20 protein-coding genes, 2 tRNA genes and 1 pseudogene are annotated in these 21,837 nt (G+C 48.5%); 9 read left to right on the top strand and 14 right to left on the bottom strand.

Going from position 1 to position 21,837, the window contains the following annotated elements; all coding sequences use genetic code 11:
* Positions 1–85 precede the first annotated feature (85 nt).
* Complete coding sequence (gene alr / locus IXB50_RS18025) at positions 86–1,288, top strand: alanine racemase (protein WP_215610383.1); 1,203 nt, start codon at positions 86–88, stop codon at positions 1,286–1,288.
* A gap of 15 nt (positions 1,289–1,303) precedes the next feature.
* Positions 1,304–1,392: transfer RNA gene (locus tag IXB50_RS18020), tRNA-Ser, on the top strand.
* A gap of 38 nt (positions 1,393–1,430) precedes the next feature.
* On the opposite strand, the gene IXB50_RS18015 is transcribed toward IXB50_RS18020, so the two are convergent.
* The 6 genes from IXB50_RS18015 to gshA form a co-directional block, all read right to left on the bottom strand.
* Positions 1,431–1,994 (bottom strand): peroxiredoxin family protein, encoded by a 564-nt coding sequence (locus IXB50_RS18015; protein WP_215610382.1) that lies wholly within the window; start codon positions 1,992–1,994, stop codon positions 1,431–1,433.
* Between the two features lie 59 nt (positions 1,995–2,053).
* Positions 2,054–2,659, bottom strand: coding sequence for a peroxiredoxin (locus IXB50_RS18010; RefSeq protein WP_215610381.1), 606 nt, complete (start codon positions 2,657–2,659; stop codon positions 2,054–2,056).
* 170 nt (positions 2,660–2,829) lie between these two features.
* Positions 2,830–2,901 (bottom strand) — tRNA-Met (locus tag IXB50_RS18005).
* A 211-nt stretch (positions 2,902–3,112) separates the two neighbouring features.
* Complete coding sequence (locus IXB50_RS18000) at positions 3,113–5,083, bottom strand: peptidoglycan DD-metalloendopeptidase family protein (RefSeq protein WP_215610380.1); 1,971 nt, start codon at positions 5,081–5,083, stop codon at positions 3,113–3,115.
* Positions 5,084–5,854: 771 nt separating this feature from the next.
* Complete coding sequence (locus IXB50_RS17995; RefSeq protein ID WP_215610379.1) at positions 5,855–6,331, bottom strand: tRNA (cytidine(34)-2'-O)-methyltransferase; 477 nt, start codon at positions 6,329–6,331, stop codon at positions 5,855–5,857.
* A gap of 246 nt (positions 6,332–6,577) precedes the next feature.
* Positions 6,578–7,726, bottom strand: a complete 1,149-nt coding sequence (gshA, locus tag IXB50_RS17990; protein ID WP_215610378.1) for a glutamate--cysteine ligase — start codon at positions 7,724–7,726, stop codon at positions 6,578–6,580.
* A gap of 588 nt (positions 7,727–8,314) precedes the next feature.
* Here gshA and IXB50_RS17985 point away from each other — a divergent pair.
* A complete protein-coding gene (locus IXB50_RS17985; protein WP_215610377.1) occupies positions 8,315–8,887 on the top strand; it encodes an SRPBCC family protein in 573 nt (190 codons plus the stop codon).
* A gap of 118 nt (positions 8,888–9,005) precedes the next feature.
* On the opposite strand, the gene IXB50_RS17980 is transcribed toward IXB50_RS17985, so the two are convergent.
* The 4 genes from IXB50_RS17980 to IXB50_RS17965 form a co-directional block, all read right to left on the bottom strand.
* Complete coding sequence (locus IXB50_RS17980; protein ID WP_246564665.1) at positions 9,006–9,563, bottom strand: YdcF family protein; 558 nt, start codon at positions 9,561–9,563, stop codon at positions 9,006–9,008.
* A 471-nt stretch (positions 9,564–10,034) separates the two neighbouring features.
* Positions 10,035–10,460 carry an HNH endonuclease gene (locus IXB50_RS17975; protein ID WP_215610375.1) on the bottom strand — a complete coding sequence of 142 codons (426 nt, stop codon included), beginning with the start codon at positions 10,458–10,460 and terminating at the stop codon, positions 10,035–10,037.
* A 7-nt stretch (positions 10,461–10,467) separates the two neighbouring features.
* Positions 10,468–10,869: a hypothetical protein gene (locus IXB50_RS17970; RefSeq protein WP_215610374.1), complete on the bottom strand. Its 402-nt coding sequence runs from the start codon at positions 10,867–10,869 to the stop codon at positions 10,468–10,470.
* Positions 10,870–10,951: 82 nt separating this feature from the next.
* A complete protein-coding gene (locus IXB50_RS17965; RefSeq protein ID WP_215610373.1) occupies positions 10,952–11,383 on the bottom strand; it encodes a hypothetical protein in 432 nt (143 codons plus the stop codon).
* Between the two features lie 291 nt (positions 11,384–11,674).
* Here IXB50_RS17965 and IXB50_RS17960 point away from each other — a divergent pair, with 291 nt between their 5' ends.
* The 6 genes and pseudogenes from IXB50_RS17960 to IXB50_RS17935 all read left to right on the top strand — a co-directional run.
* Positions 11,675–13,429 (top strand): TIR domain-containing protein, encoded by a 1,755-nt coding sequence (locus tag IXB50_RS17960; RefSeq protein WP_215610372.1) that lies wholly within the window; start codon positions 11,675–11,677, stop codon positions 13,427–13,429.
* Between the two features lie 20 nt (positions 13,430–13,449).
* Positions 13,450–14,568: an AAA family ATPase gene (locus tag IXB50_RS17955; protein ID WP_215610371.1), complete on the top strand. Its 1,119-nt coding sequence runs from the start codon at positions 13,450–13,452 to the stop codon at positions 14,566–14,568.
* The gene (locus tag IXB50_RS17950; RefSeq protein ID WP_246564662.1) at positions 14,568–17,438 is read left to right on the top strand and encodes a formylglycine-generating enzyme family protein; all 2,871 of its coding nucleotides are present in this window, start codon (positions 14,568–14,570) and stop codon (positions 17,436–17,438) included. Before IXB50_RS17955 ends, IXB50_RS17950 begins: the two co-directional genes overlap by 1 nt.
* Positions 17,439–17,612: 174 nt before the next feature.
* On the top strand, positions 17,613–18,437 hold the full coding sequence (locus IXB50_RS17945) for a formylglycine-generating enzyme family protein (RefSeq protein ID WP_215610370.1): 825 nt from the start codon (positions 17,613–17,615) through the stop codon (positions 18,435–18,437).
* A 109-nt stretch (positions 18,438–18,546) separates the two neighbouring features.
* Positions 18,547–19,407 carry a formylglycine-generating enzyme family protein gene (locus IXB50_RS17940; RefSeq protein WP_215610369.1) on the top strand — a complete coding sequence of 287 codons (861 nt, stop codon included), beginning with the start codon at positions 18,547–18,549 and terminating at the stop codon, positions 19,405–19,407.
* Between the two features lie 327 nt (positions 19,408–19,734).
* A pseudogene (locus tag IXB50_RS17935) lies at positions 19,735–19,977 on the top strand (ATP-binding protein); the annotation flags it as partial.
* Between the two features lie 20 nt (positions 19,978–19,997).
* On the opposite strand, the gene IXB50_RS17930 reads toward IXB50_RS17935, so the two are convergent.
* The 4 genes from IXB50_RS17930 to IXB50_RS17915 form a co-directional block, all read right to left on the bottom strand.
* Positions 19,998–20,276: a hypothetical protein gene (locus IXB50_RS17930; RefSeq protein ID WP_215610368.1), complete on the bottom strand. Its 279-nt coding sequence runs from the start codon at positions 20,274–20,276 to the stop codon at positions 19,998–20,000.
* Positions 20,277–20,362: 86 nt separating this feature from the next.
* Complete coding sequence (locus IXB50_RS17925) at positions 20,363–21,052, bottom strand: hypothetical protein (protein ID WP_215610367.1); 690 nt, start codon at positions 21,050–21,052, stop codon at positions 20,363–20,365.
* A gap of 6 nt (positions 21,053–21,058) precedes the next feature.
* Complete coding sequence (locus IXB50_RS17920; RefSeq protein WP_215610366.1) at positions 21,059–21,640, bottom strand: hypothetical protein; 582 nt, start codon at positions 21,638–21,640, stop codon at positions 21,059–21,061.
* Positions 21,637–21,837: hypothetical protein (locus IXB50_RS17915; RefSeq protein ID WP_215610365.1), on the bottom strand; the 201-nt coding region annotated here is incomplete at its 5' end. The genes IXB50_RS17915 and IXB50_RS17920, both read right to left, overlap by 4 nt.

The raw sequence follows: 21,837 nt of genomic DNA, 5'->3' as shown, positions 1-21,837 counted from the left end.
TGCCTGGGTACTTCCGATACTGTGCTATGGCTTTGCTATGGCCGTAATCTAGCCGTACTGTAACTTGGCGGCAAAGGAGATCAATATGTTGAGTTGGGACGATACGCCCAGCGTGTCAGCCATGAGATGCTCGCGGGCCTGGGTAGAAATCAACTTGGATGCGATTCAGCACAATGTGTGCCAGTTTCGGCGGCTTTTGCGACCGACGACGGACTTGATGGCGGTGGTCAAAGCGGATGCCTATGGTCATGGTGCGGTTGCCGTGGCCCGAGCTGCTGTATCGGCAGGGGCAACATGGCTAGGGGTAGCAACGGTGCCTGAAGGTATTGAGCTACGCCAGGCTGGCCTCAATGTTCCGATCTTGGTGATGGGGGCATTACATCATGCTGATGAGGTACGAGCGCTGGCGCGTTGGCAGCTACAGCCTACAATTGTTACTCCCAAGCAAGCGTTAGTATTTGCAGAAGCATTGAGCGATGCTTGTTTGCCACTCCCGGTCCATATCAAGCTAGATACAGGGATGTCTCGTTTGGGCTTTGATTGGCAGCGAGCGGTTGAGTTTGTGGAGTTTGTGGCGGGTTTACCTGCGCTGCAGATTACGAATCTGTATTCCCATTTTGCGACGGCTGATGAAGCTGATGAGACGGAGATGCGTCGTCAACATGAGCGGTTTAAGCGTGCGATCGCTATGCTCCAACGTCACAACCGCTTGCCCGCTCGCCTACATTTAGCGAATACAGCGGCTACACTCAGCGATGCTGCTGCACTTCAGTACGATATGGTTCGGATCGGCTTGGGTCTTTATGGCTTAGCACCCTCCCCTCACTTGAAAGCCGTCCTAAACTTAAAACCCGCACTAGAGGTGAAAGCACGTATTACACACTTAAAGCCAATTGCCGCTGGTGCCGGTGTGAGTTACGGACATCGGTTTGTGGCAGAGCATCCCATGACCATTGCTGTTGTTGGGATTGGCTATGCCGATGGCATTCCCCGTTTATTGTCGAATCAGATGCATGTGCTCATTGGCGATGAGTGTGTGCGCCAAATTGGTGCGATTACGATGGATCAGCTGATGTTGGATGTATCTGATATACATGGATTAAAAGAAGGGGATATCGTCACTTTGCTCGGTGCATCTCCTTCCCACCAGTTGACTGCAGATGCTTGGGCTAACTGGGTTGGGACCATTTCTTGGGAGATTTTATGCGGCTTTAAACATCGATTGCCGCGCATTATCCCAAGAAATAACGCTAGAAAGCTTTACCCTGCTGAAGATAGCTTGTTATAATGCAAATCTCACCTTGGAGAGGTGGCTGAGTGGTTGAAAGCGGCTCCCTGCTAAGGAGTTATAGGGCGTAAGCTCTATCGAGGGTTCGAATCCCTCCCTCTCCGTTTTTTGAATACTTAAAAGCTAAAGTCTGGATTTTAAGTTAGCGACTGGCATTGTGGACGGCCCATAATAGCCTTTCAGCGCTGGCATTGGTGTGGGCAAATGAAAACAAATGCTGAAACCTGAGTTTGCCTGTTCGGTCGATTACAAACTGTGCTGGTAGCGGAGCGCCCAAAGCTTGGCCTGTGCCATAGAGGCGAAAAGTAGCACAGCTAGGATTCACCAGTAATGGCATCGCTAACCCAAGGTCCTGCTGCACGATTTTACTTTGGCGCATATCCGTACTCGTAATCATGAGTACTTCGGCACCGAGTTGCTCAAACTGTTTGTGAGCTGCCACCATCGAAACAATATGGGGATAACAGAAGGGGCAGTATTGCTTTTCGGTAAAAATGCGTGTAAAGGCGATGACGATCACCGCCTTGTGGCGATAACTGGACAGCTTGATTGGGGCTCTTTGACCGACTACAGGCAACTCAAAATCAGGTAAGGTTTGCCCTACCTGAAACCTGTTTAATGCAGGTAATGGTAAAAAGTTTTTAAAAAATCGCCGACTAATGACCCCTCGGAAATCCATAGAGGTCAGCTTGAAAGCTGCGGTCATTGATAATTAAATAGGGACTAGATTTGGGTTATAGGTACTGCTGACTTTGGGGCAGCAGTCTAAATCGAAGCAAAGAATTCTTTCGATTTCACGGGATCGGGGTTCATCGTTTTCTCCCCTGGAGTCCAACCCGCTGGACAAACTTCGTCTGGATGAGATTGCACATGCTGCACTGCTTGCAGCACACGAAGGGTTTCATCAACGCTACGACCAAATGACAGGTTATTAATCGTTGCATGCTGTACAGTCCCATCTTTATCAATGAGAAATAGACCACGCAATGCGACACCTGCTTCAGGCTCTAGTACATTGTAGGCAGAGCTGATTTCCTTCTTGATATCGGATACCAAAGGATAGGCTAAATCTCCCAGGCCACCAGCTTTTCGCTCAGTTTGTATCCAAGCTAAGTGGGAAAACTCACTGTCAACTGAAACTCCTAACACTTCAGTGTTGAGATCCTTAAACTCATCGTAGCGATCGCTAAAAGCTGTAATTTCGGTTGGACAAACAAAGGTAAAGTCTAGCGGATAGAAAAATAGAACGACATACTGTCCACGATAGTCAGATAGTTTAATAGTTTTAAACTCCTGATCAACAACGGCAGTTGCCGTGAAGTCAGGAGCAGGCTGACCAACACGCAGACATCCTTCCGCTAAGTTACTCATCCGCTTGTCTCCTGTAAATTAAGTTGACTACTTTGCAAACGACGAAAGCCTATGGCTAATGCTTGATGGCATTAGCTTTCAAATACGATTCTATACCGTGAATTGATTCCCTCAAAACTGCTAATCAAGTTAGCATAATTCAAGAAAACACGTATATTTAGGGATTAAAATGGCTCAGACGTGATTTGAACACGTGACCAAGGGCTTATGAGTCCCCTGCTCTACCACTGAGCTACTGAGCCGGTTGTTGTCACTTTACATTTAGCAACTCATTAAATTTATCACGAAATGTCAAGGAACTAAATAGGGAATTGAATTCTTCGCCGGGAGTAAGCCTAATACTGCCAATGGCAAGTTGTGATTGCAATCCCTATTGACCTATGCGAAGGCAAGCACCGATTTACTCACAGTAAATCGGTGCTTGCCTTTTGATATTAAGTAAAGCTGAGACCTTTACCGTCCAGGTAACATTGCCATTGGGTTCACTGTTCCACGTTCAGGTAAGTGAACCTCAAAGTGAAGATGAGGACCCGTACTGTATCCAGTACTACCCATGTCAGCAATATGTTGACCTTGAGTCACTCGTTGACCTGAGCGAACTACGATACGACTGTTATGAGCATAACGCGTCATACTACCGTCGGCATGACGTACTTCGACCAGATTCCCATAACCGCCGGAGTTCCAACCCGCTCTTTCAACGACACCGGGAGCTGCTGACACAATAGGAGTTCCTACAGGGCCTGCAACATCAATACCACGGTGCATTCGTCCCCAACGCCAGCCATAGCCAGATGTCAGAGTTCCTCGGGTAGGCCAAATATACCCATTGAAGTAATCAGGCGCTTCTGGCAGATATTCATCCGCTGAAGGCAGAATTGGCATCTCAGGCGATACTACCTGTCCAGTTGCTGGAGCTGGAGACGATACATAGACGCTTGGATCTAGGGGAGCTGCTGCTAGCAGTTCCGAGCGTTGAGATGTCTCATCAGATGTAGCTCTTGCTTCCAAATGACTTCCCTGAAACTCAGGATTGACCACAATGCTCTCTGCGGATTGAACAGGTTGTCGTAATGCAACCTCGTTATCCTGAGTTAGGGAACCGCTTATTTGTTGAGCAGAGTTAACGTCTGCCAATAAGTCAGCTGTGTATGGATCTTCGATAGATACCTCATCCGCTTCTGCTTCAGGGGTATCAATGGAAGTCTGTGTCATAACTTCAGCCGATTGAGCACCCTGAAGCTTATCCAGCATAGAGGATGCATCAATGCGATTCTCGACTGTCGATTGCAAACGACTTAAACGAGTACCATCAAAGCCACCAATGCCCGAAGAAGAAGCCGTGATCTCGGGCGAAACTTGTGCCAGAGAAGTAACAGCCTCAGAGATAGTAAGCTCATTAGCTACTTCTTCTGGAAGTGCTAGAGTGTCGCCCGCTACGATAAAGTCAGGATCCTCTAAACCATTGACTTCTGCGAGTTCCTCGGAAGTTGTTCCCAAGGCCATTGCAATATCTTCAACGGTATCGCCGGGACGAACCTCAACTTGATACCCTTCAGATGCCGTATCGGTGACATCTGGATCTTGCTCAGGAGAAGCAGTGAGTTCATTCACAGGCTCATCAAGAGCAGTCGCTTCTAACTCATCAGCCTGTACCTCATTGGTGATATCGGCTGGATTGCTTCTAATGTCAGTATTGGATGCTGATGCTAACTGTTCTAGATCAGCCTGGAATCCATCAGATTGTGAGACCAATCCAGCTGAGCGCAGAGAAATATCACCAGTAAGTTCTTCAGCAGCTACAACAGTAGGCTCATCTTCTGGAGTTGCATTAGATGCCTCAGCGTTTTGTAGGTCAGTGGCGGCATCATTCTCCCCAATACTCGCCATTAGACTTTCAAGGCTGGGGTTTTGAGCTTGCTCATTAGAACTTCTCTGTACGCCTGGCAGCAGAGATACTAATGTCGGTTTGGTTTGATCTTCATTAGGAACCTTAATTACCTGACCTACCTGTAGGGGGGAATCAGGAGATATACGGTTGGCAACCTTAATGTCTTGGACCTCAACCTGATGCTCCTTGGCAATTTGCCAAAGACTATCACCCTGCTCAACGGTGTGATAGACCGCTAAACCTTGACCATTCACCGAATACTGATCAATCTGCTTGTTTAGTACAGATGGTAGCTGGGGTGATTCGCTTGAAGCTGCGGACTTTGTAACAACAAAGGACCCAACCGCTGCGGTTGCTTCACTATCTGCGAATAAAACTCCAGATGCACCAAATGAAAGTGCAAGTCCCAGCATAGCGGCAGACTTTGATCTACCAGCGTTTCCAGACGGAGCTTGCTCATTAACAGCATTAATGTTGGAAAAACATGAATGACTTGTTTCAGACTTGGGCTCCTGAGAATTTGCTCGTTTCAAGGAATAACCTCCTAAATGACCAGCGTTCAACTGTTCGAAACCAACTTGTCCCTATGCAGCTGCCCGCTCGCGGGTCGTTGACTACAAGTTGAATCAGGTAGACGGTGTACCAGCATGAAGCCAAAAATGTCCTACAGCAGGTAAACACCATTCATACCCAACTTAGGCAAGTTTACACGACTTAATCAAAAGATCAATCCCGTACAAAACAAGTTCCATTAGATTCTCCAAAATCAACATGAAATTGAAATTGCCATGGATTTTTATTTTCATAAGGGGTTAGATGAGTCGTCCGGAATCTTTCGAATCCTTTTGTAGACAAGCCTTTAGACTATTCTGCTGATCTTGAGTCAAACAGGATTTTTGGTGAAGACTATCCTCATTTCCCATCCTGTAATTTTGTCAAGGTTGATTCACCTAAAAAGTCTGCTTTCCTATGCTGCCCAGTTCTTTCACCAATTTGATCGAGATTAGAGCGCTGGCATGCCTGGGCGGTGATAGAAAATTTTTATCGCTGGAATTCCAGGTTTGTATCTTAGGTGACTGTCTTTGATGCTTGTCTACGGAGCTTGTTGTGTTGTTTACACCCGAAAGATGAATCATGATGAGCATCTCTTTTTAACTTGAAGGATGCTGCCAGACCCAGGTTAATCTTCTATTTATTGTGAGTAGTCCTTTTGTGATCTTTCTCTATATATATCTATGGGTTCATAGATATATAGTCTGCTCACTGATAATCCCTACAGTCGAATGATGAGTTCTTTGAGCGCTTTAAGGGTGGGTTGAGGAGCTGAGATGGCCGATTTGTCGGAGTGCCTCAAACAAGCCCACTGCTGCACTGACTGAAAGATTGAGACTACGGACACTCTGGTGGGGCATAGGAATTTTCGCTGTATGGTCACAGGTCTCTAAGAACTCCTGAGGTAGCCCCTGACTCTCGCTGCCAAATAGCAGCCAATCATCTTCCTTGTAGTTAATCTCTATGTAGCTATATTGGCTTCTGGTTGTAAATCCAATCAGTCTGCCACCTCTGGCTTGATGATGCTGGCAGAAGCTTTTTAGGGATGAGTGGACTTGTAAGTTAACGTGAGGCCAGTAATCTAAGCCCGCTCTTTTGAGATACCGATCACTGAGTTCAAAGCCTAGAGGTTCTACGAGGTGTAGTTCAGTGGTTGTGGCAGCACAAGTACGAGCGATATTGCCTGTATTAGGGGGTATTTCTGGATAAACAAGTACAATTTTGGGCATTGACATCACCTTAAAGAGTGAGACCTTCCGTTTTGAGTTGCCCATTTGACTCTTCAGGGCCATTTCAAACGGTTTTATATAGGTGTTACTAATCAATCGAACTAAATTACGAAGCGGAGCAAGTTTTTAGGTGTCCTGACGGAATGAAAGGATTGATAGTCCTAAGGATCGTAGGTGTTCGATAACTGAAAATGGTTTTCTCTGTGGCTTGAGCCTCTGGATAGCCAAGCTGTAGTGTGATGCCTCTTAGGCTGGTTGGCACAGGTCACTTTGTAGGGCTTTCTCCTGAGTTTCCATGACTTGAATGGTTTGTGCAATTATTTGGGTGACATCCATGCCTGTTTCACATTGCTTGATCCAGTTTTGTGCTTGGTTACCTTCTCTCACAATTTGTTTGATTGGAGTTAAGAAGCAAGCAATGCCATGGGCTTTAGCAATTGGCAGAACATCGTTATAGATTTGCATAATCCAGGTGGAAGCGTTGATAGGTTTTCCGTCATGCCAATGACGTAATTGTGCGTTGAGACTAGCTTTGGCGACTTGTATTTCGTTTTTATAAATGATGTCTAGTAAGTCATCGTGGCGGCTTTGGGCAGGAAGTTGGCTGGCAATCAGGGGATCTAGGGTTGGATCCTGTTGAAGTTGAAGAATCCGAGATTCAAGGAACGCAGTAATTGCCAAGAGGTGAATTGGGTCAGTCACTAAGTCGGAAATCCTGATTTCCAGTCGGTTGAGATTGTAGGGGCGATAGTCTCCGTTTGGACGTACCGAACTCCAGAGATGTCGTACATTTTGCATCGTACCTAGCTTGAGCTGTTCTTCAGTCCATTGAATGAAGTGGCGATGGCTTTCAAATAGAGGAACGTGCTGTGGAGTTTGGGGGAATACATGCCAGCGGGTGGAGTGATAGCCGGTCATTTGGTTGTCGAGAAACGGGGATGATGCGCTCAAAGCTAAAATCAGGGGTGCTTCAGCTCTAATGAGTCGATAGGCGCGCATCAACATCTCTGGATCGCTAATGCCAAGGTTAATGTGAATACTAGCAGTGACGACGTTAGTCCCGTAAGTGTTTTCAATGTAGGCGTGATAGGGATTGTTTGGATCAGAGCGATAAAAAATCTTGCTATTGCCCGTGGATAAGGTACTACCTGGAATTAGGGTATAGCGTGAGTCAAGATTCTGTAAAAAGTTTCTCAAACGGCGGCGGGGACTGACTAGCTCACAGAGTAGTTGCTCGTAATGTTGAAGTGGAGGCGTGGTGTACTCAACATTTCGACTGTCTGGTTCTCGGACAAACCCACTGAGGGACTTGGTAATCTTGTCGGACAGACCGATTATTTTTCCATCAGTATGGCCGGTATACATTTCGACTTCAAACCCTTTTGACAGCAGCACGGTGTTACTCCAAGGTAGGCCAGCTTGCTTGTTCGGAAACAAGTGATACCTGTACATCTTAAAGGCTGAAGAGTTGACTGAGGCTGTCACTTAGGGACGGGATTGCTGAGTGTGAGAGGATCGTTTGGTGACGATAGCTTGCTGACAAGATCTTAGGTAAACGCTACTGCAGGGTTTGGACGTTTGGCATCTGGCTAGATGGACAAGGTAGATGATTGCTTAACACATATATATAGGAGCTTACTTGTGGCATTAACTGCAGGGTAAGTTTGTCCAGTTGTTCTCTATATATATGCATCAATTTTTCGATATCAGTTGTATGTGTTTTGTATGGCAAGACATCGTTCTTTGAATAGGCGACTCCAATGCGTGAAGTTATAACTGGCCGGGCACTCTATGTAAGCTAAGTCTGTCTAGTATGCTTAATGCATATACTCCTGCCGTGATGGCTGTGTGATTCGCGGTTCGCTCCTCTGGCTCAAGAAAAATATTTTTCTCTTGAGGATGCGATTATCGCAGGTAGATAGGTTAAGCTACTAGGAAAACATACCTAGTTACACATCTGCTGTTTTATAAGTTTGGTTGACTGTGAATCAGGACGCTTTAGCTTTTACCTCAAATAAGGTGACGGATGGTAACTCTGTTATTCATCTCAGCCCTTCTGCTTGTCAGAACGTCAGTATCACAACTGAAAAGTTAGCTCCTCGTCAGCGGCAGATTGTAGCATCTGTGGCTGTTCCTTGTTCTCTAGATCAGGTCTGGAATGTGTTAACTGATTATGAGAGTCTGGCAGACTTTGTTCCTAACTTGACTAGTAGTCGACTATTAAGTCGTCCGGACGGAGGTATCCGATTAGAGCAAATCGGGGCTCAATGTTTTTTGAATTTTAAATTTTGTGCGCGCGTCATTTTGGATATGACGGAAGTTTTTCCTCGGGAAATTAAGTTCTCAATGGTTGAGGGTGACTTTAAGAAATTTCTGGGACGCTGGTCTTTGCAACCTGCGCTTCTGGGTAGTCAGGCGGCTACGCTGTTGTGTTATGAGCTTATTGTGCAACCACCGCTAGCTATGCCTGTGCAGCTGATTGAGCACCATATTTGTCATAATCTAACTCAAAACTTACTGGCCATTTGCGATCGCACCAAAGAGCAATTTGCCTAAGAAAAAAACTGACGGTAGTTTTTTGTTGAGCTTTTTACGATAGATGCATCCAAAATAGTTAGCTGTCGCTCATGCTGATAGCTAACTATTTTGCTCTTATGTGCTATTCCCACCTAGTTTATTCCTGTGCCAGGATGCACTGTCGTCTTGGAATTCTTGACTGTGCGTCAGTGGTGGCCATTTGGTAGTCTTCGTTTGTGGGTGGTTGTAATCGTCCCGATACAGCGTAATAAATAAGAACGAAGAACTCACGGAAAATATGCTCACGCCACATAGAAAAGTCGGCTTTAACAGGATGGGGAATCACCTCAAACCCAAAGCTACGGAAGATTAAGGTGGCACGAGCAATATGCAGCTCGTCGGTGATCAGTAATATCGTTGGTTTTGGTGAAGATGCTACTTGGTTAGGCATCAGTAGCTCAGAATAAAAAGCATTTTCCCATGTGCTACGGGAGCAGCTTTCCCCGCTAATGCTGACTGCAGGGATGCCTCTATTAGTGGCGAGTTCAATTATGACAGGAGCATCTAGGATCCCGCTGATAAATATATGGGGAGCCTTACCTGCATTCCATAGCTGTATTGCTGCGTCAGTTCTATATTTTGTATAGTCTGGGCCTCGCCCTAGCACCACAATGGCATCTGCTGATGCACTAGGATCTGGTCTTGCAATGCTCATCTGCAAGACTTTGTTCAGCCACCAGGGTGAGAGACCTAATATCACGAGTGCGCTGGCTGCCCACCATAGAGCTTTATGACTGCGTCGAGTAACCGTTTTCTGACCAGTTTGGCTACTACTAAGCTGTGCTCCATGCTTTATGACTGAGCGACTTGGACAGTTGGGACAAGGCATGAATAATCGTTAGCAGCTTACAGCATGCCCATCATAATAATTATCAATTCGTTTCATATGTACACAAGGCAAAAAAATAAGCGCTGCTGTTAAAGTTTTCAGCAGCGCTTATTTTTTTGATACCCCCAGGGGAATTCGAAAATCATGATGTCTGAAGCGTAAGCCTTTTTTGAATCGTTGTTTCAGATGTCTAGGTCTAAATGCTAGCCTAAAAAATGGCCTGAATTTTATTGTTTTCAGTTCTCTTGCGAGGCTGATTTTTTTTTAGACTTTAGCAATTTTATACTCAGATGCGCATTAGGTAATTGTGGGTAAATCTGGATAGAGCCCTTGCGATATTAGTAATTGTCGCCGTTGGAGTCGATTTGCATCATTGAACTTTAGTAAGAAAATGGTGGTCCGTCCAATGGCTGTGAGTCCCAGAATATAAGCATCCTGAAGTTCAAAATGTTTGCTCCATGTATTGATTCGGGGGTTAAATAATGGCGTAATTTCCCCAGTGAATGGATCAATGCTGGTTAGGTCCGATCCTTTATGACGATTGCAAGGTAAGCAGGCTAAGACCAGATTGTCTGTATTGGTCTGGCCACCATGTTTGATGGCGACGGCATGATCAATTTCGTGAGTGTAAATTGAAAAAGTCTGATGGATTTGGCAATACTCACATTTCCCTTCAGCTCGCTTGCTGACTGCTCTTCTTAATGAGTCTGGAATATAAGCCATGCTGTGATCAGACTTCAGGCGAAGGCTTGAGGTTAGAAAAAGCTCTGACTTTAAGTAAGCTCACAAGATGGTCGAGCTGTTCGTATAGATCTAATTCGCCTTTTTCGGCTGGGCTAAGGGATGCCTCGCGATTTTTTTGTAATAGATTTTGTAAACGAGTTTGGGATTGGTCAGAAACCTTGAAACCAATTATTTGTTGGGATGTAGGACGACTGATCAGGAAATCAACTACTTCTTGATAGGTGGCAGGTGGAGTGGCCATGTCTATAGAAGGCAAGGATTCACTGTCCGAAGTTTCGCTCAGTAACGTGGCCGAAATGAAGCGCGTGAAAATATCAGAGAGTTCGCTTTGAAAAGGGGCTAGGCGTTGAGCAAATTCGTCAGGAACTTCGATCGTAATCTGTGCCATTTTAATAGTTGCCTTGCAAGCATTCTTTCCTATTGTAGGATTTGTCACTCAGCCTATTGATTAGGTTTACCGTTCTAGTATTCTAGAAAGTTTCGACGCAGGCATGGACTATTGGCTGAAGGTCCAGCTCAGGCATCAGTGCATTGACAGACATACAACGTAGTTTTGCAAGATCTGCAACGGCCTGAATGCGTTCGGCGTTGGCTTCTTCGAGTTGATCGGATAGTGTAACCAGGTCCTCATGTTCTTCGGGAGTTAGTGTTTCGGAGTCACGCTTCCCAATAAGGGAGTGATAACGTTGCCACTCAATATCTGAAAAGCTTTGATTGATGATTTGAATTAGATCAGCTTGCTCTTTTGGGAGCTGAGCCTCTATAGCTTTTTTGGGCGCTTGTTGTTGAAGGCTTTGATGCAGTAGCTGTAAAACGTAAGTATCTGGGGTCAGCCCTGCTCTTTCTGCAGCCTGTTTGATTTGATGCTCAAGTTCTGGAGTGATTTCGATAGTGAGCGCCATTGGAAATCCGACGATGTATCTATATATATTAGTTAACCTGGCGATGACTGAGTAGAAGCTGTAGTCAAAAGTTGAGCAGGTCTATTAATTGCCCGTGATCGGGAAACGCTATCAGTTTTGGTGATGTTTCTTTTGTAGCTATGGTTAGAACGGTGGAGCTATGTCATGGGTTGGGGTGCATATTGGGGTTTCTTGTGCTACCAATTTGGATGATTCAGTGTTTTTAGGCAAACCATCTAGAGTCAAGATGCCAAATTCGCTCAGGTTCCATTCTTCGCTTAGGTTGAGCCAGTGGTAGATTCGGAAACTAAAGATTTCTTTGTCAGCTACAACAGTGCCGACCGGGCTTGGGCGGAATGGATTGCTTGGGTCTTTGAGGAGAAGGGATATAGCGTCATTATCCAGGCATGGGATTTTCGACCTGGCGGTAACTTTATTCTAGATATGCAACGGGCCACTGAAGCTGAGCGTACCGTAATGGTGCTATCTGATGCTTATCTTCAGGCGTCATATACCCAACCGGAGTGGGCTGCTGCTTTCAAGCAAGATCCCGAGTCTGAAGCTCGTAAACTCCTTCCCATTCGCGTTTCGCCTTGTCAACCGCAAGGAATGTTAGCCCCTGTAGTGTATGTAGACTTGGTGGGCAAGACCGAAACTGAAGCTGAAGAGCTGTTAATGGTGGCACTTCAGGAGCGGGCTAAACCCAGGACACGCCCTGTCTTTCCCCAAGAGGAAGCTGCACGTCAACGGGTTACACCTAAGACTGTTTCCTTCCCTGGGACCACTGCGGAATTTTCAGAACCAGCGGAGCAGGCTGAAGCAAGTGAGCGGTCAGTAGTTCAGCCACTGGTGGGACCGCACTCTTCTAAGGTGTCTAAAGCGGATTGGTTAAACTTGTTTGACAACTTTTCTGGGAAGGATTTTGCTTATGTGCAAATTGCTTTTCTCTGTGCTTTCAAGGTTGTATATGGCGACTTTTGGACAATACGACCTGATCATCCTCAGTTAAGCGAATTAGCTCAAATTCGTAACCTGTTGACGTCTTATGATAATCCGCAGTTAGCAGTACAGTTTGTAGGACAGGCTATCGTTGAGCTACAGCGTGCTAGTGAAGATGAGCCACGGGATCTTACCTTCCTGCAGCGCTGGCGAGAAACAGTTGCGGAAGTACATGGTGGTATTGCTCTTACAAAAACTGAGCCGATTGTTCCAGGTATTAATCAGGGTTACTTACTCCTGGCGTTGAAAGAAAGTGGTCGAGTTACTAAGGAGGGAGCCTCTGTCACTGTCTTTTCTGGGTTGCATGCGACAGGGGTCTCGAACTCCATTGAGTGGGATGCCGATACAATCACCTGCTCCCTCGATCAAGTGGCTGAGCATTTATCCGATCTGATTCATAAAGCTGAAGAGGTGTTGAGCCCTTATGGATGTGGCAGAATCACCGTTGAGCTATTTTTGCCCTGTGTGTATTTAGAGGAAAATGTAGCTGACTGGGAGGTGCAAAACGAGCAACAACGTCCCCGTTCTCTAGGCAGGCATCGAGGCTTTGTGGTGCGATCGCTAGACCGCGTGTTCAGCAAACCAACCCAAACAGTGTTAAGTCAAAACTGGCAGTTATTAGAGGATTGTGTAAAGGCTCAAAAGGCTTGTGAACGGTTTCACCTGCAAGACACGTGCCCTGAGCCCGGTGATTTAGAGGTTTTTTTAGAGGAGCAGCCGGGATTAAAGCTGGTGGCTGACCTGCCAGAGGATAGCGAACAACGCCAGGATATTTTGTATGACATTATCAACTCGGCGGTGCCGATTGCCCTATGGTCGAGTCCAGCTTGTGACGGTACGACGGATGAACGCCTAACTGAATTTGAGACCCTATTGAGCGCCAGCCAGTTGACAGATTTTGCCAATCTGGCCCAGCAATGGCGGCGGCGACGGATACAGGTTAACAATATGACGGCTAAACAGCTTAGACTACTCTGTGACTGCCCTGAGCGCTGGCCTCAACTACCAGATAAGCGTCGAGAGGATGATCTGTTAGTTGCGTCTTAGGTTTGCTCTCCCAATAGCTTATGACTTGGAAATACTTTCACGGCAATTGCGAAGATACTTCAAACCCACTGGCAGCGCTGCCTGATCGTCCACCCTGGCGGGAGTTTTTGCCACTAGAGGCTGTTGATCAAGAGCTAGATGCTCAGTACTGGCGGGCGTTGCGTGCTGAAGCTCAGGAAAACCAACGCATGCTTGACCGGGGACGCACATTTCGGATTCAAACCGATGGTCAGGCAGAACGAAAAGGCTATTCGGAAATTATTGATGCGGTCAATGCGGCTATCCACCTCCGGCGTCCACTGTTAGTGACTGGAGCACCGGGGTCTGGCAAGACTTCGCTGGCCTATGCCATTGCCTATGAGCTGCAGCTGGGGCCTGTTTTGACCTGGCCGATTACGGCTCGCTCAAATCTGATGGATGCGCTTTATCGTTATGATGCGATCGCACGCCTGCAAGATGCCCAACTGGATAAAACCCGCCAGGGCAATGCTCAGGCCTCAGCAGCAGTCTCAGAAGAAGGCGATCTAGGGGACTATATCCACCTGGGGCCAGTGGGAACGGCCTTTATCCCATCCCGGTTGCCTCGGGTACTGTTGATCGATGAAATCGACAAAAGCGATCTGAACTTACCCAACGACTTACTGAATCTATTTGAAGAAGGGGAGTTCGAAATCCCTGAATTGGTCAGGCGAAAGCGGCACAAAGGGGGAGTGAGGGTGAGCGAGGCCGCCGTGACCGTACGCACTGCTGATCGAGATATGGATGTGCCCATTACCAATGGGCGGGTAAAGTGCTGTGAGTTTCCCATTGTGTTGATGACCAGTAATGGTGAACGGGACTTTCCTCCTGCCTTTTATCGTCGATGTTTGCGGGTGACTATGCCCAATCCAACGCCAGCATCCTTGTTGCCCATTGTCCGTTCGCACTTTGACCAAGTGGATCAAAATGGATGGACCCAGGCGGAAGAGAATCTCAAGACGCTGATTGCTCAATTTCTTGATAAAGGCAACAAAGCTGATCGGGCCACAGACCAACTCCTGAATGCCATTTACCTGATGACGCGCCAGGAAAGTCCGAGTGAGCAAGAAATGGAAGGACTGCAAAAGCTGCTATTCAAGCGTCTGAGTGAGTTGGGCTAATGGCTACCTCAGGGGAGACGGCAGGGCCAAAAGAGTCGATTAGTGAGCTGATCCAGTTGCTGGTGGAGGAACAGGAATTTCACGGGACTGAGATTGCAGAAACCCTATGGTTGGCCTTGCAGATGGAGCCAGTGGTTGCGACCAGACCTGAGGAGTCACCAACGGAGCCAGAGCCGGAAAAATTGCCCTCTGTCACCATTGAAGACGCACCGCCACCGCCACTGCCGCTGCCAATGACAGAGTCAGAACCGAAGGCGAATCTGGTTTCCTCGGCGACTCAAGCAGGGGTGTTGCCAACGGAAACTCTCCCGGTGTGGATTGCTGACCCGGCGATGCTGACTGATCCGTTATTGGTGATGCGGGCACTGAAGCCGTTGATTCGGCAGATGGAGGTGGGGACTGGTCGCCAGCTGGATGAAGCGGCAACTGCAGAGGGCATTGCCCGCACCCGTCTATGGTTGCCGGTTTTAGCGCCTGATGTGGAGCCATGGTTTGACATCATTCTGATCATTGATCGGGGTTCCTCCATGCACATCTGGCGGCGGTTGGTGGAGGATGTGGTGCGGATTCTGCGTCGGTATGGTGCCTTTCGGGATTTGCGGGTATTTGATATTGAGATCAATGCCGAGGCCCAATACCTTGAGGAGCAAGTCCTGCTGAAATCTCACCCGGAGCGGCCTGGTCATCGCCCTAGTGAGTTGCTTGAGCAGCGGGGGCGACGCATCGCCATTGTGTTGAGTGATTGTGCCGGGGCCTATTGGTGGGATGGCACGCTGCTACCGATGCTGCAAACCTGGGCCAGGGTAATGCCGACCATGGTTTGGCAAATGTTGCCGGAGTGGATGTGGGAGAGAACGGCTCTGGGACGGGGTATTTCTGTCGCTCTGAGGAACGATATTCCTGGTGCTGCTAATCAGCAGTTGATGAAGCGAGTGATGGAGCGAGATGTCCCTCTGGAGGATGTTGACCATCGAGTGTCTATACCGGTGGTTACCAGTGAGGTGCGGGATCTCACCAATTGGAGTTTGATGCTAGCGGGCGATCGCCGGGAGGTGACGCCTGGTTTTTTGTTACCGCAATCAGGGGGGCAGATACCCAAAACCAGGACCATTGAAGAGATTGCTTGCGATCGGGTTGAGGCAGATGCCAGTTTTAGTGATGATGAGGCGTTGACAGCCGCTGTCAATGAGGAGATTTTGGCCATTGCCCGTGACCGTGTAGAGCGGTTTAGGCAGTTGGCCTCTCCGTCTGCCCGACGTTTGGTGATGTTGCTGGCTGCTGCCCCTGTGATCACGTTGCCTGTGATGCGGCTAATTCGGGGCTCGATGGTGCATGGGGAAAGCTCTCCCTTGCCTGTGGCCGAGGTGTTTTTAAGTGGGTTGTTGCAGCGCCTGCCAGGGCAAGAGCAGGTGGAGCCAGATAATGTGCAGTATGACTTTGTGCCCAAGGTGCGTGGGGTGTTGCTAGAGGTACTGCCGCCAGAGGAAACGATTGGGGTGGTCAACAGCATATCGGCGGCGGTGGAGAAGCGATGGAATCTATATTCCCAGGGCTTAGAATTCCGAGCATTTTTGCTGAATCCCAATGAGGATGCACCGGCAGGTTTAGAAGGCTTACGGTCGTTTGCCAGCGTGACGGCAGAGATTTTAGAACCCTTGGGTGGGGAGTATGCCGCATTTGCTCAGCGGTTACGACAAGGATCAGGGATAGAGCCCTTACAGGAAGATATTCAGAAAGAAGATGATTTTACTATTCCTGAGTTGAGGGATATCGAGTTTGTCCATGCAGAGCTGATCGACGTTAGTGATCAGGCCGATGCTGCGCCTGAAATTACACTGATCGCAGATGAGTTTAATGTGGCGACTATCGTTGTTGAAGCAGATAACGGGGAGGCCGATGCTGATAGGAGTGATTTTGAACTGTTTGAGTTTGTATCAGCCACATTGGTGCGCCGACAGGCGTTAGATCAATCCCAGGAGATATCGAGTCAAGTTCTGAGGTCAAATAGCGAATGGGTGATTCAGCGTCAAACGCGGTCTGCCTATCGCTATATTGAGATTTTGAAGAGACCTTCATTTTTTGTCAGACTCGCCCAACGGTTTGGCCGTCAGGAGAATGCAGATAGACTTGAATTAGAGATGGTCTCAGTCCCTGGTGGAACGTTTACCATGGGCTCACCGGATACTGAACCACAACGCTTAAAAGATGAGGGACCACAGCATGAGGTTGCTGTGCAGCCTTTCTTGATGGGACGGTATCCAGTCACCCAGGCCCAGTGGCGCTTTGTAGCTGGTCTGGAACAGATTAATCAAAGCCTGGCTCCTGACCCTTCGCGTTTTAAGGGCAATAACCGACCTGTGGAGCGTGTTTCCTGGTACGACGCTGTAGAGTTTTGTAAGCGGCTTTCTGCCCATACGGGGCGTGAGTATCGTTTACCCACTGAAGCGGAGTGGGAATATGCTTGCCGCGCAAGAACCAACACACCGTTTCACTTTGGCGAAACCATCAGTACTGAGGTTGCTAATTACGATGGCAGTGCTTATGCAGGCGGGCCAAAAGGAAAAAGTAGAGGATCTACTACTCCAGTGGATGAGTTTGGCATTGCCAATGCCTTTGGTCTGAGTGATATGCATGGCAATGTGTTTGAGTGGTGTCAGGACCATTGGTATGACAGATATGAGGGTGCTCCAGCAGATGGCAGTGCCTGGTTAAATCGTAGTAAAGGAGCAAATCGTGTCATACGCGGCGGCTCCTGGCTCATCTATCCGGGGTATTGCCGCTCCGCTTACCGCTACTACGATTCGCCCGCCCACCGCGACTACTCTTTCGGTTTTCGAGTTGTATGTTCAGCGCCCAGGATTCTTCCGTAACCCTTTACCCTCTGGTTCTCAGGCTTTGCCTGTGGACCTTGCCCTCTTGCCCTTTGCCATCTATATCGAGTGTTTTCTTTTGAGTATCGAGTGTTTTCCTTTGAGTGCCCGAAACTCCTGACTCCTGACCCCTGACTCCTGACCCCTGACTCCTGACCCCCTGATTCTTGCCTCATGTCCCCTTTCACTACTCGTCGTACCCATGCTGTAGCATCAGCCTTTACCGAGCCTCTGGAGGGACTCAATGAGGCCATCCCTTTGGATATGATTCTGGTTCGGGGGGGGACGTTTATGATGGGCTCACCGGAGGATGAGCTGGATCGAAAAGTGTCTGAAGGCCCTCAACACTTGGTAAATGTGCCGGATTTTTTTATGGGGCGTTACCCCATTACCCAGGCCCAGTGGCGTGTGGTTGCCGAGATGGGGCAAGTAAATCGACCGTTACCGGTTGATCCATCTAATGCGAAAGGACTTGATCGGCCAGTGGAGCAGGTTTCCTGGTATGACGCTGTGGAGTTTTGTGCTCGTCTGGCCAGACTGTCCGGTCGTCCCTACCGATTGCCCAGCGAGGCTGAATGGGAATATGCCTGCCGAGCCGGGACTCAAACCCCTTTCTCGTTTGGCAAAATCCTCACTCCTAAGCTGGCAAACTATGACTGTAGAAAAACTTATAATGGTGGTCCAAAAGGTGACTGGCGACGAGAGACAACACCGGTTGCTCAGTTTGGTATCGCGAATGCCTGGGGTTTGTGTGATATGCATGGCAATGTGCATGAGTGGTGCCAAGATCATTGGCATGAGAGCTATGAAGGTGCTTCAGCGGATGGCAATGCCTGGTTAACTGATAATGAAGGGGCAAATCGTGTAAGACGCGGCGGCTCTTGGGCTGACGCTCCTAGGCATTGCCGCTCCGCTTTCCGCGACTATCCTTTACCCGGCAACCGCAGTACCTATATTGGTTTTCGAGTTGTATGTTCAGCGCCCAGAATTCTTCCGTAACCCTTTACCCTTTGGTTCTCAGGCTTGGCCTGGGAATCTTGCTCTTTTGTTCTTTGCTTTCTTTGGTGTGTAGCACCTCGCAATTGTTTGCTATTTCCCAGCCTGTGCCATGCCAGCAACCCAAGACCGTGAACCTCGCATCACTATTAATAAACGCAAGGCTCAGCATCCCTGTTTTGATGAAAGGCTGGACGAGGGACTGACCTTACGGATGATGCAGATCCCTGCAGGTCGTTTTACGATGGGTTCTCCAGACAATGAGCTAGACCGGTTGGATTGGGAAGGGCCTCAGCATCAAGTCTCTGTGTCCACGTTCTTTATGGGTAAGTATCCTGTTACTCAGGCTCAATGGCGCTTTGTGGCCGGTTTAGAGCAGGTTGCCCGAGAGTTAAAGCCTGACCCTGCCCGATTTAAGGGGGATAATCGTCCGGTAGAGCAAGTGTCCTGGTATGACGCTGTAGAGTTTTGCGAGCGGTTTTCCCGCTTTACAGGTCGTGACTATCGTTTACCGACGGAGGCTGAATGGGAATATGCCTGTCGAGCTGAAACGACAACACCGTTTCACTTTGGTGAGACCATTAGTACTCAGCTGGCTAACTATCGAGGAACTGATGACGAGAGCTTAGAGTGGTCAGGTTCCTATGGCAATGGCCCCAAAGGTGAATATCGGCAGGAAACGACTCCTGTGGATTACTTTGATATGGCTAATGCGTGGGGGCTGTGCGACATGCATGGCAATGTTTATGAGTGGTGCCAGGATCATTGGCATGGCAATTATGACGGTGCTCCAACGGATGCAAGTGCCTGGACAGAAGGCGGGAATTCATCTAGACGTGTCTGTCGCGGCGGCTCCTGGATCTTCGATCCTAGGAATTGCCGCTCCGCTTACCGCTTCAGCTATACGCCCGGCGCCCGCGACGCCGATATCGGTTTTCGAGTTGTATGTTCAGCGCCCAGGATTCTTCCGTAGCCCTTTACCCTATGGTTGCCAGGTTTTGCCTGGGGACCTTGCTCTTTTCCCCTATGCGGCGCGTTAGCGCCTCGAAGTTTTTTGCGAGAATCGAACTCTCAAACAGTTATCCAAGTGAGGTGAGACCTGCCAACTTTGGAGGTCTTAATATGGGTATCAACTTAAAGCGGAACGTTTGCCCAAGGGCAGAAGTCAGAATTCAGGAGTCAGAATTCAGTGCCTTACTGGCTCCTGGCTCCTGACTCCCCACCCAGTCAGGATTTCCCGGCTTAAATTGATACCTTAACAATGTTCAGCTATACCTGGCTCTGATGGTTTCTGCTTACCGCCAAAGAAGTTTTGATTCGGCGGCAGGATACTCATCTTGATAGTTTGGTGAGTGTTTTGCGAGAGGACCGAGTTCGTTCGGTAATTGGTCCAATGTTGGCGGGTCAAGAGTTAGGAGTCATTTCCCACGATGACCGACAGTTTTTGGTGGATTTAGGATTGGTGGTACGAAACCCTGCTGGGGGACTAATGCCAGCGAATCCGATATATAGAGAAGTGTTACCCAGGGTATTGGCCAGTGGTCCTCCATGCTTGGAGGCTCACTAACCATTTGTTTTACTTCTAGGGCCTTGGGCGATCAATGCCTGATTGACAGCTCGCAGGATGGCTAGCTCTTTTTCAGCCTGATCCAACCGTCGCTCTAACTCAGTAAATAGCTTGCTGCAGTTATTAGACAACGTTTCATAGTCGCGCTTTAGATGATTGATGTCCCGTTCTAGCCCGTAGCCTCTACGGACTCTGCCAATCCCCCAACCGATCACACCTGCCAGAGCTGTGAGAATCGTAATGATGAGTGGTAGCTGGTTGATAAAAACTTTCATAGTCCCTTCCTGGCAACAGAAAAGGCCGGGCAACCGGCCTTAGCTCTCGGATGACAACGCTTGAGCTTTTTCAAGGCGCTTGCTAGTTATGCCGTCCCCAGGGTATCGGGAGCATCCCCAGTACTCGCTGGGGTCACGGCTTCAAACTCAATGGATAAGCCAGTTGCAAACAGTCGGTGACTGATTAAGTCCTGGTCCCAGGTCTTGGTGAGGGATAACCCGGCCACGCTGAGCTGAGACACGTTGAACTTCATTTGATAGCCATCCACCACACCGCCCGCACCATCGGAAATTCTGCCGATGTAGGTAGCAATGGTGCCATCGTCTGACGTCGTGCGCTCAAAAGTAATTGTCTGCTCAGAGGCATCACTCATCAGCACTTTGGCACTGGTGACATAACCATCAGTCCGTTGCACTTCATCAACGGCAACGGGCTTAGCCGCCTGCTGGTCGGCAATCATTTGTAGAAAGATTTGTCCATCTACTGGCTCACCCAGATAGTTGATGTTGAAGCTCAAATCCAGATTCGGCAGATTCTCTTGGATCAGACTCAAGACTTCCTGACGCTCAGCCTCTTGGAGGTTGGGTAGCTCTGCCACTTGTACTTGCAGTTCCTGGATTAGCGTCTGATTGGTTGAAATGTCTTGGGCCTGCTGATCAATGCGAGAGTTGAGGGCAACGGCCACTTCTTGAATGGCTGCATCGGGAGCCATGGGCAGGACTTGAGACAGTAGACTTAAGGCATCGACAGCCGATTGTTTAACAGTAGAAACCATAGGACGTTAAAGAGCGTTACGAAAGAACAACAATGAGGCATATAGCTCGGGGGAAAGCTGGGACTCATAGCCATAGCCCCAAGGTTTCGAGCGGTCACGGTCACATCGCATCTCCAGCACAAAGGTAGTTTGAGATGCAATCGTAAACACCCCCTCAATGGGGATATGCCAGGAATAATGCAAGGAATAGGCCGTGGCACTGGGCCAATTGATCAGAGAGTCCATGGATCGAAATCGGCCCCGCATGCGGCCATTCTCCATACCGGTCGTCCACCCTCTGAAACAGTAGTTACCAGCCGGTAAGACTACCTGACCAATGGCATTGAGACTGCCGAAGCCGGTGGATTTAAAGGTGAATGGTCGGGGCAACCATTGGTTCGGTGGGTGAAATGCACCACCGCCTTGACCATGGGTGTTTCTAATTTGGAAAATGACCCATTCTAGGTCTGTGAACCCGTTTTGAGTCCCTAAGGCAATGCTAGGGTCAAGACTTGCCCGATAGGTTCTCCCATTTCTGACAACCAGCAGCTGATCGCTTTGCTGGTAGGGCAGGGGTAGCCCCGGTAGTTCAGAAAACTCTTGGCTCACGGAAAGAGAATGGACACTCCAAAAAAGGTGAATTGCTTAGGACTGCTGTTGCTTGTCTGAAACAACAACACTCCATCTGGGTTCGGCACACTAATCGTGGTTGCAACGGTGATCGCTTCCCGTGCCCATACCTCGATCCGATAGTTCGATATCCAGGTATGGGGCCAAAACTCCAGGTAGTAGCCCAGTCCAGTCCA

Source organism: Leptothoe spongobia TAU-MAC 1115, from assembly GCF_018739885.1.
GTDB lineage: Bacteria > Cyanobacteriota > Cyanobacteriia > Phormidesmidales > Phormidesmidaceae > Leptothoe > Leptothoe spongobia.
The sequence above is the reverse complement of the archived record's forward strand: the minus strand, read 5'-3'. Positions and strand labels throughout refer to the sequence as shown.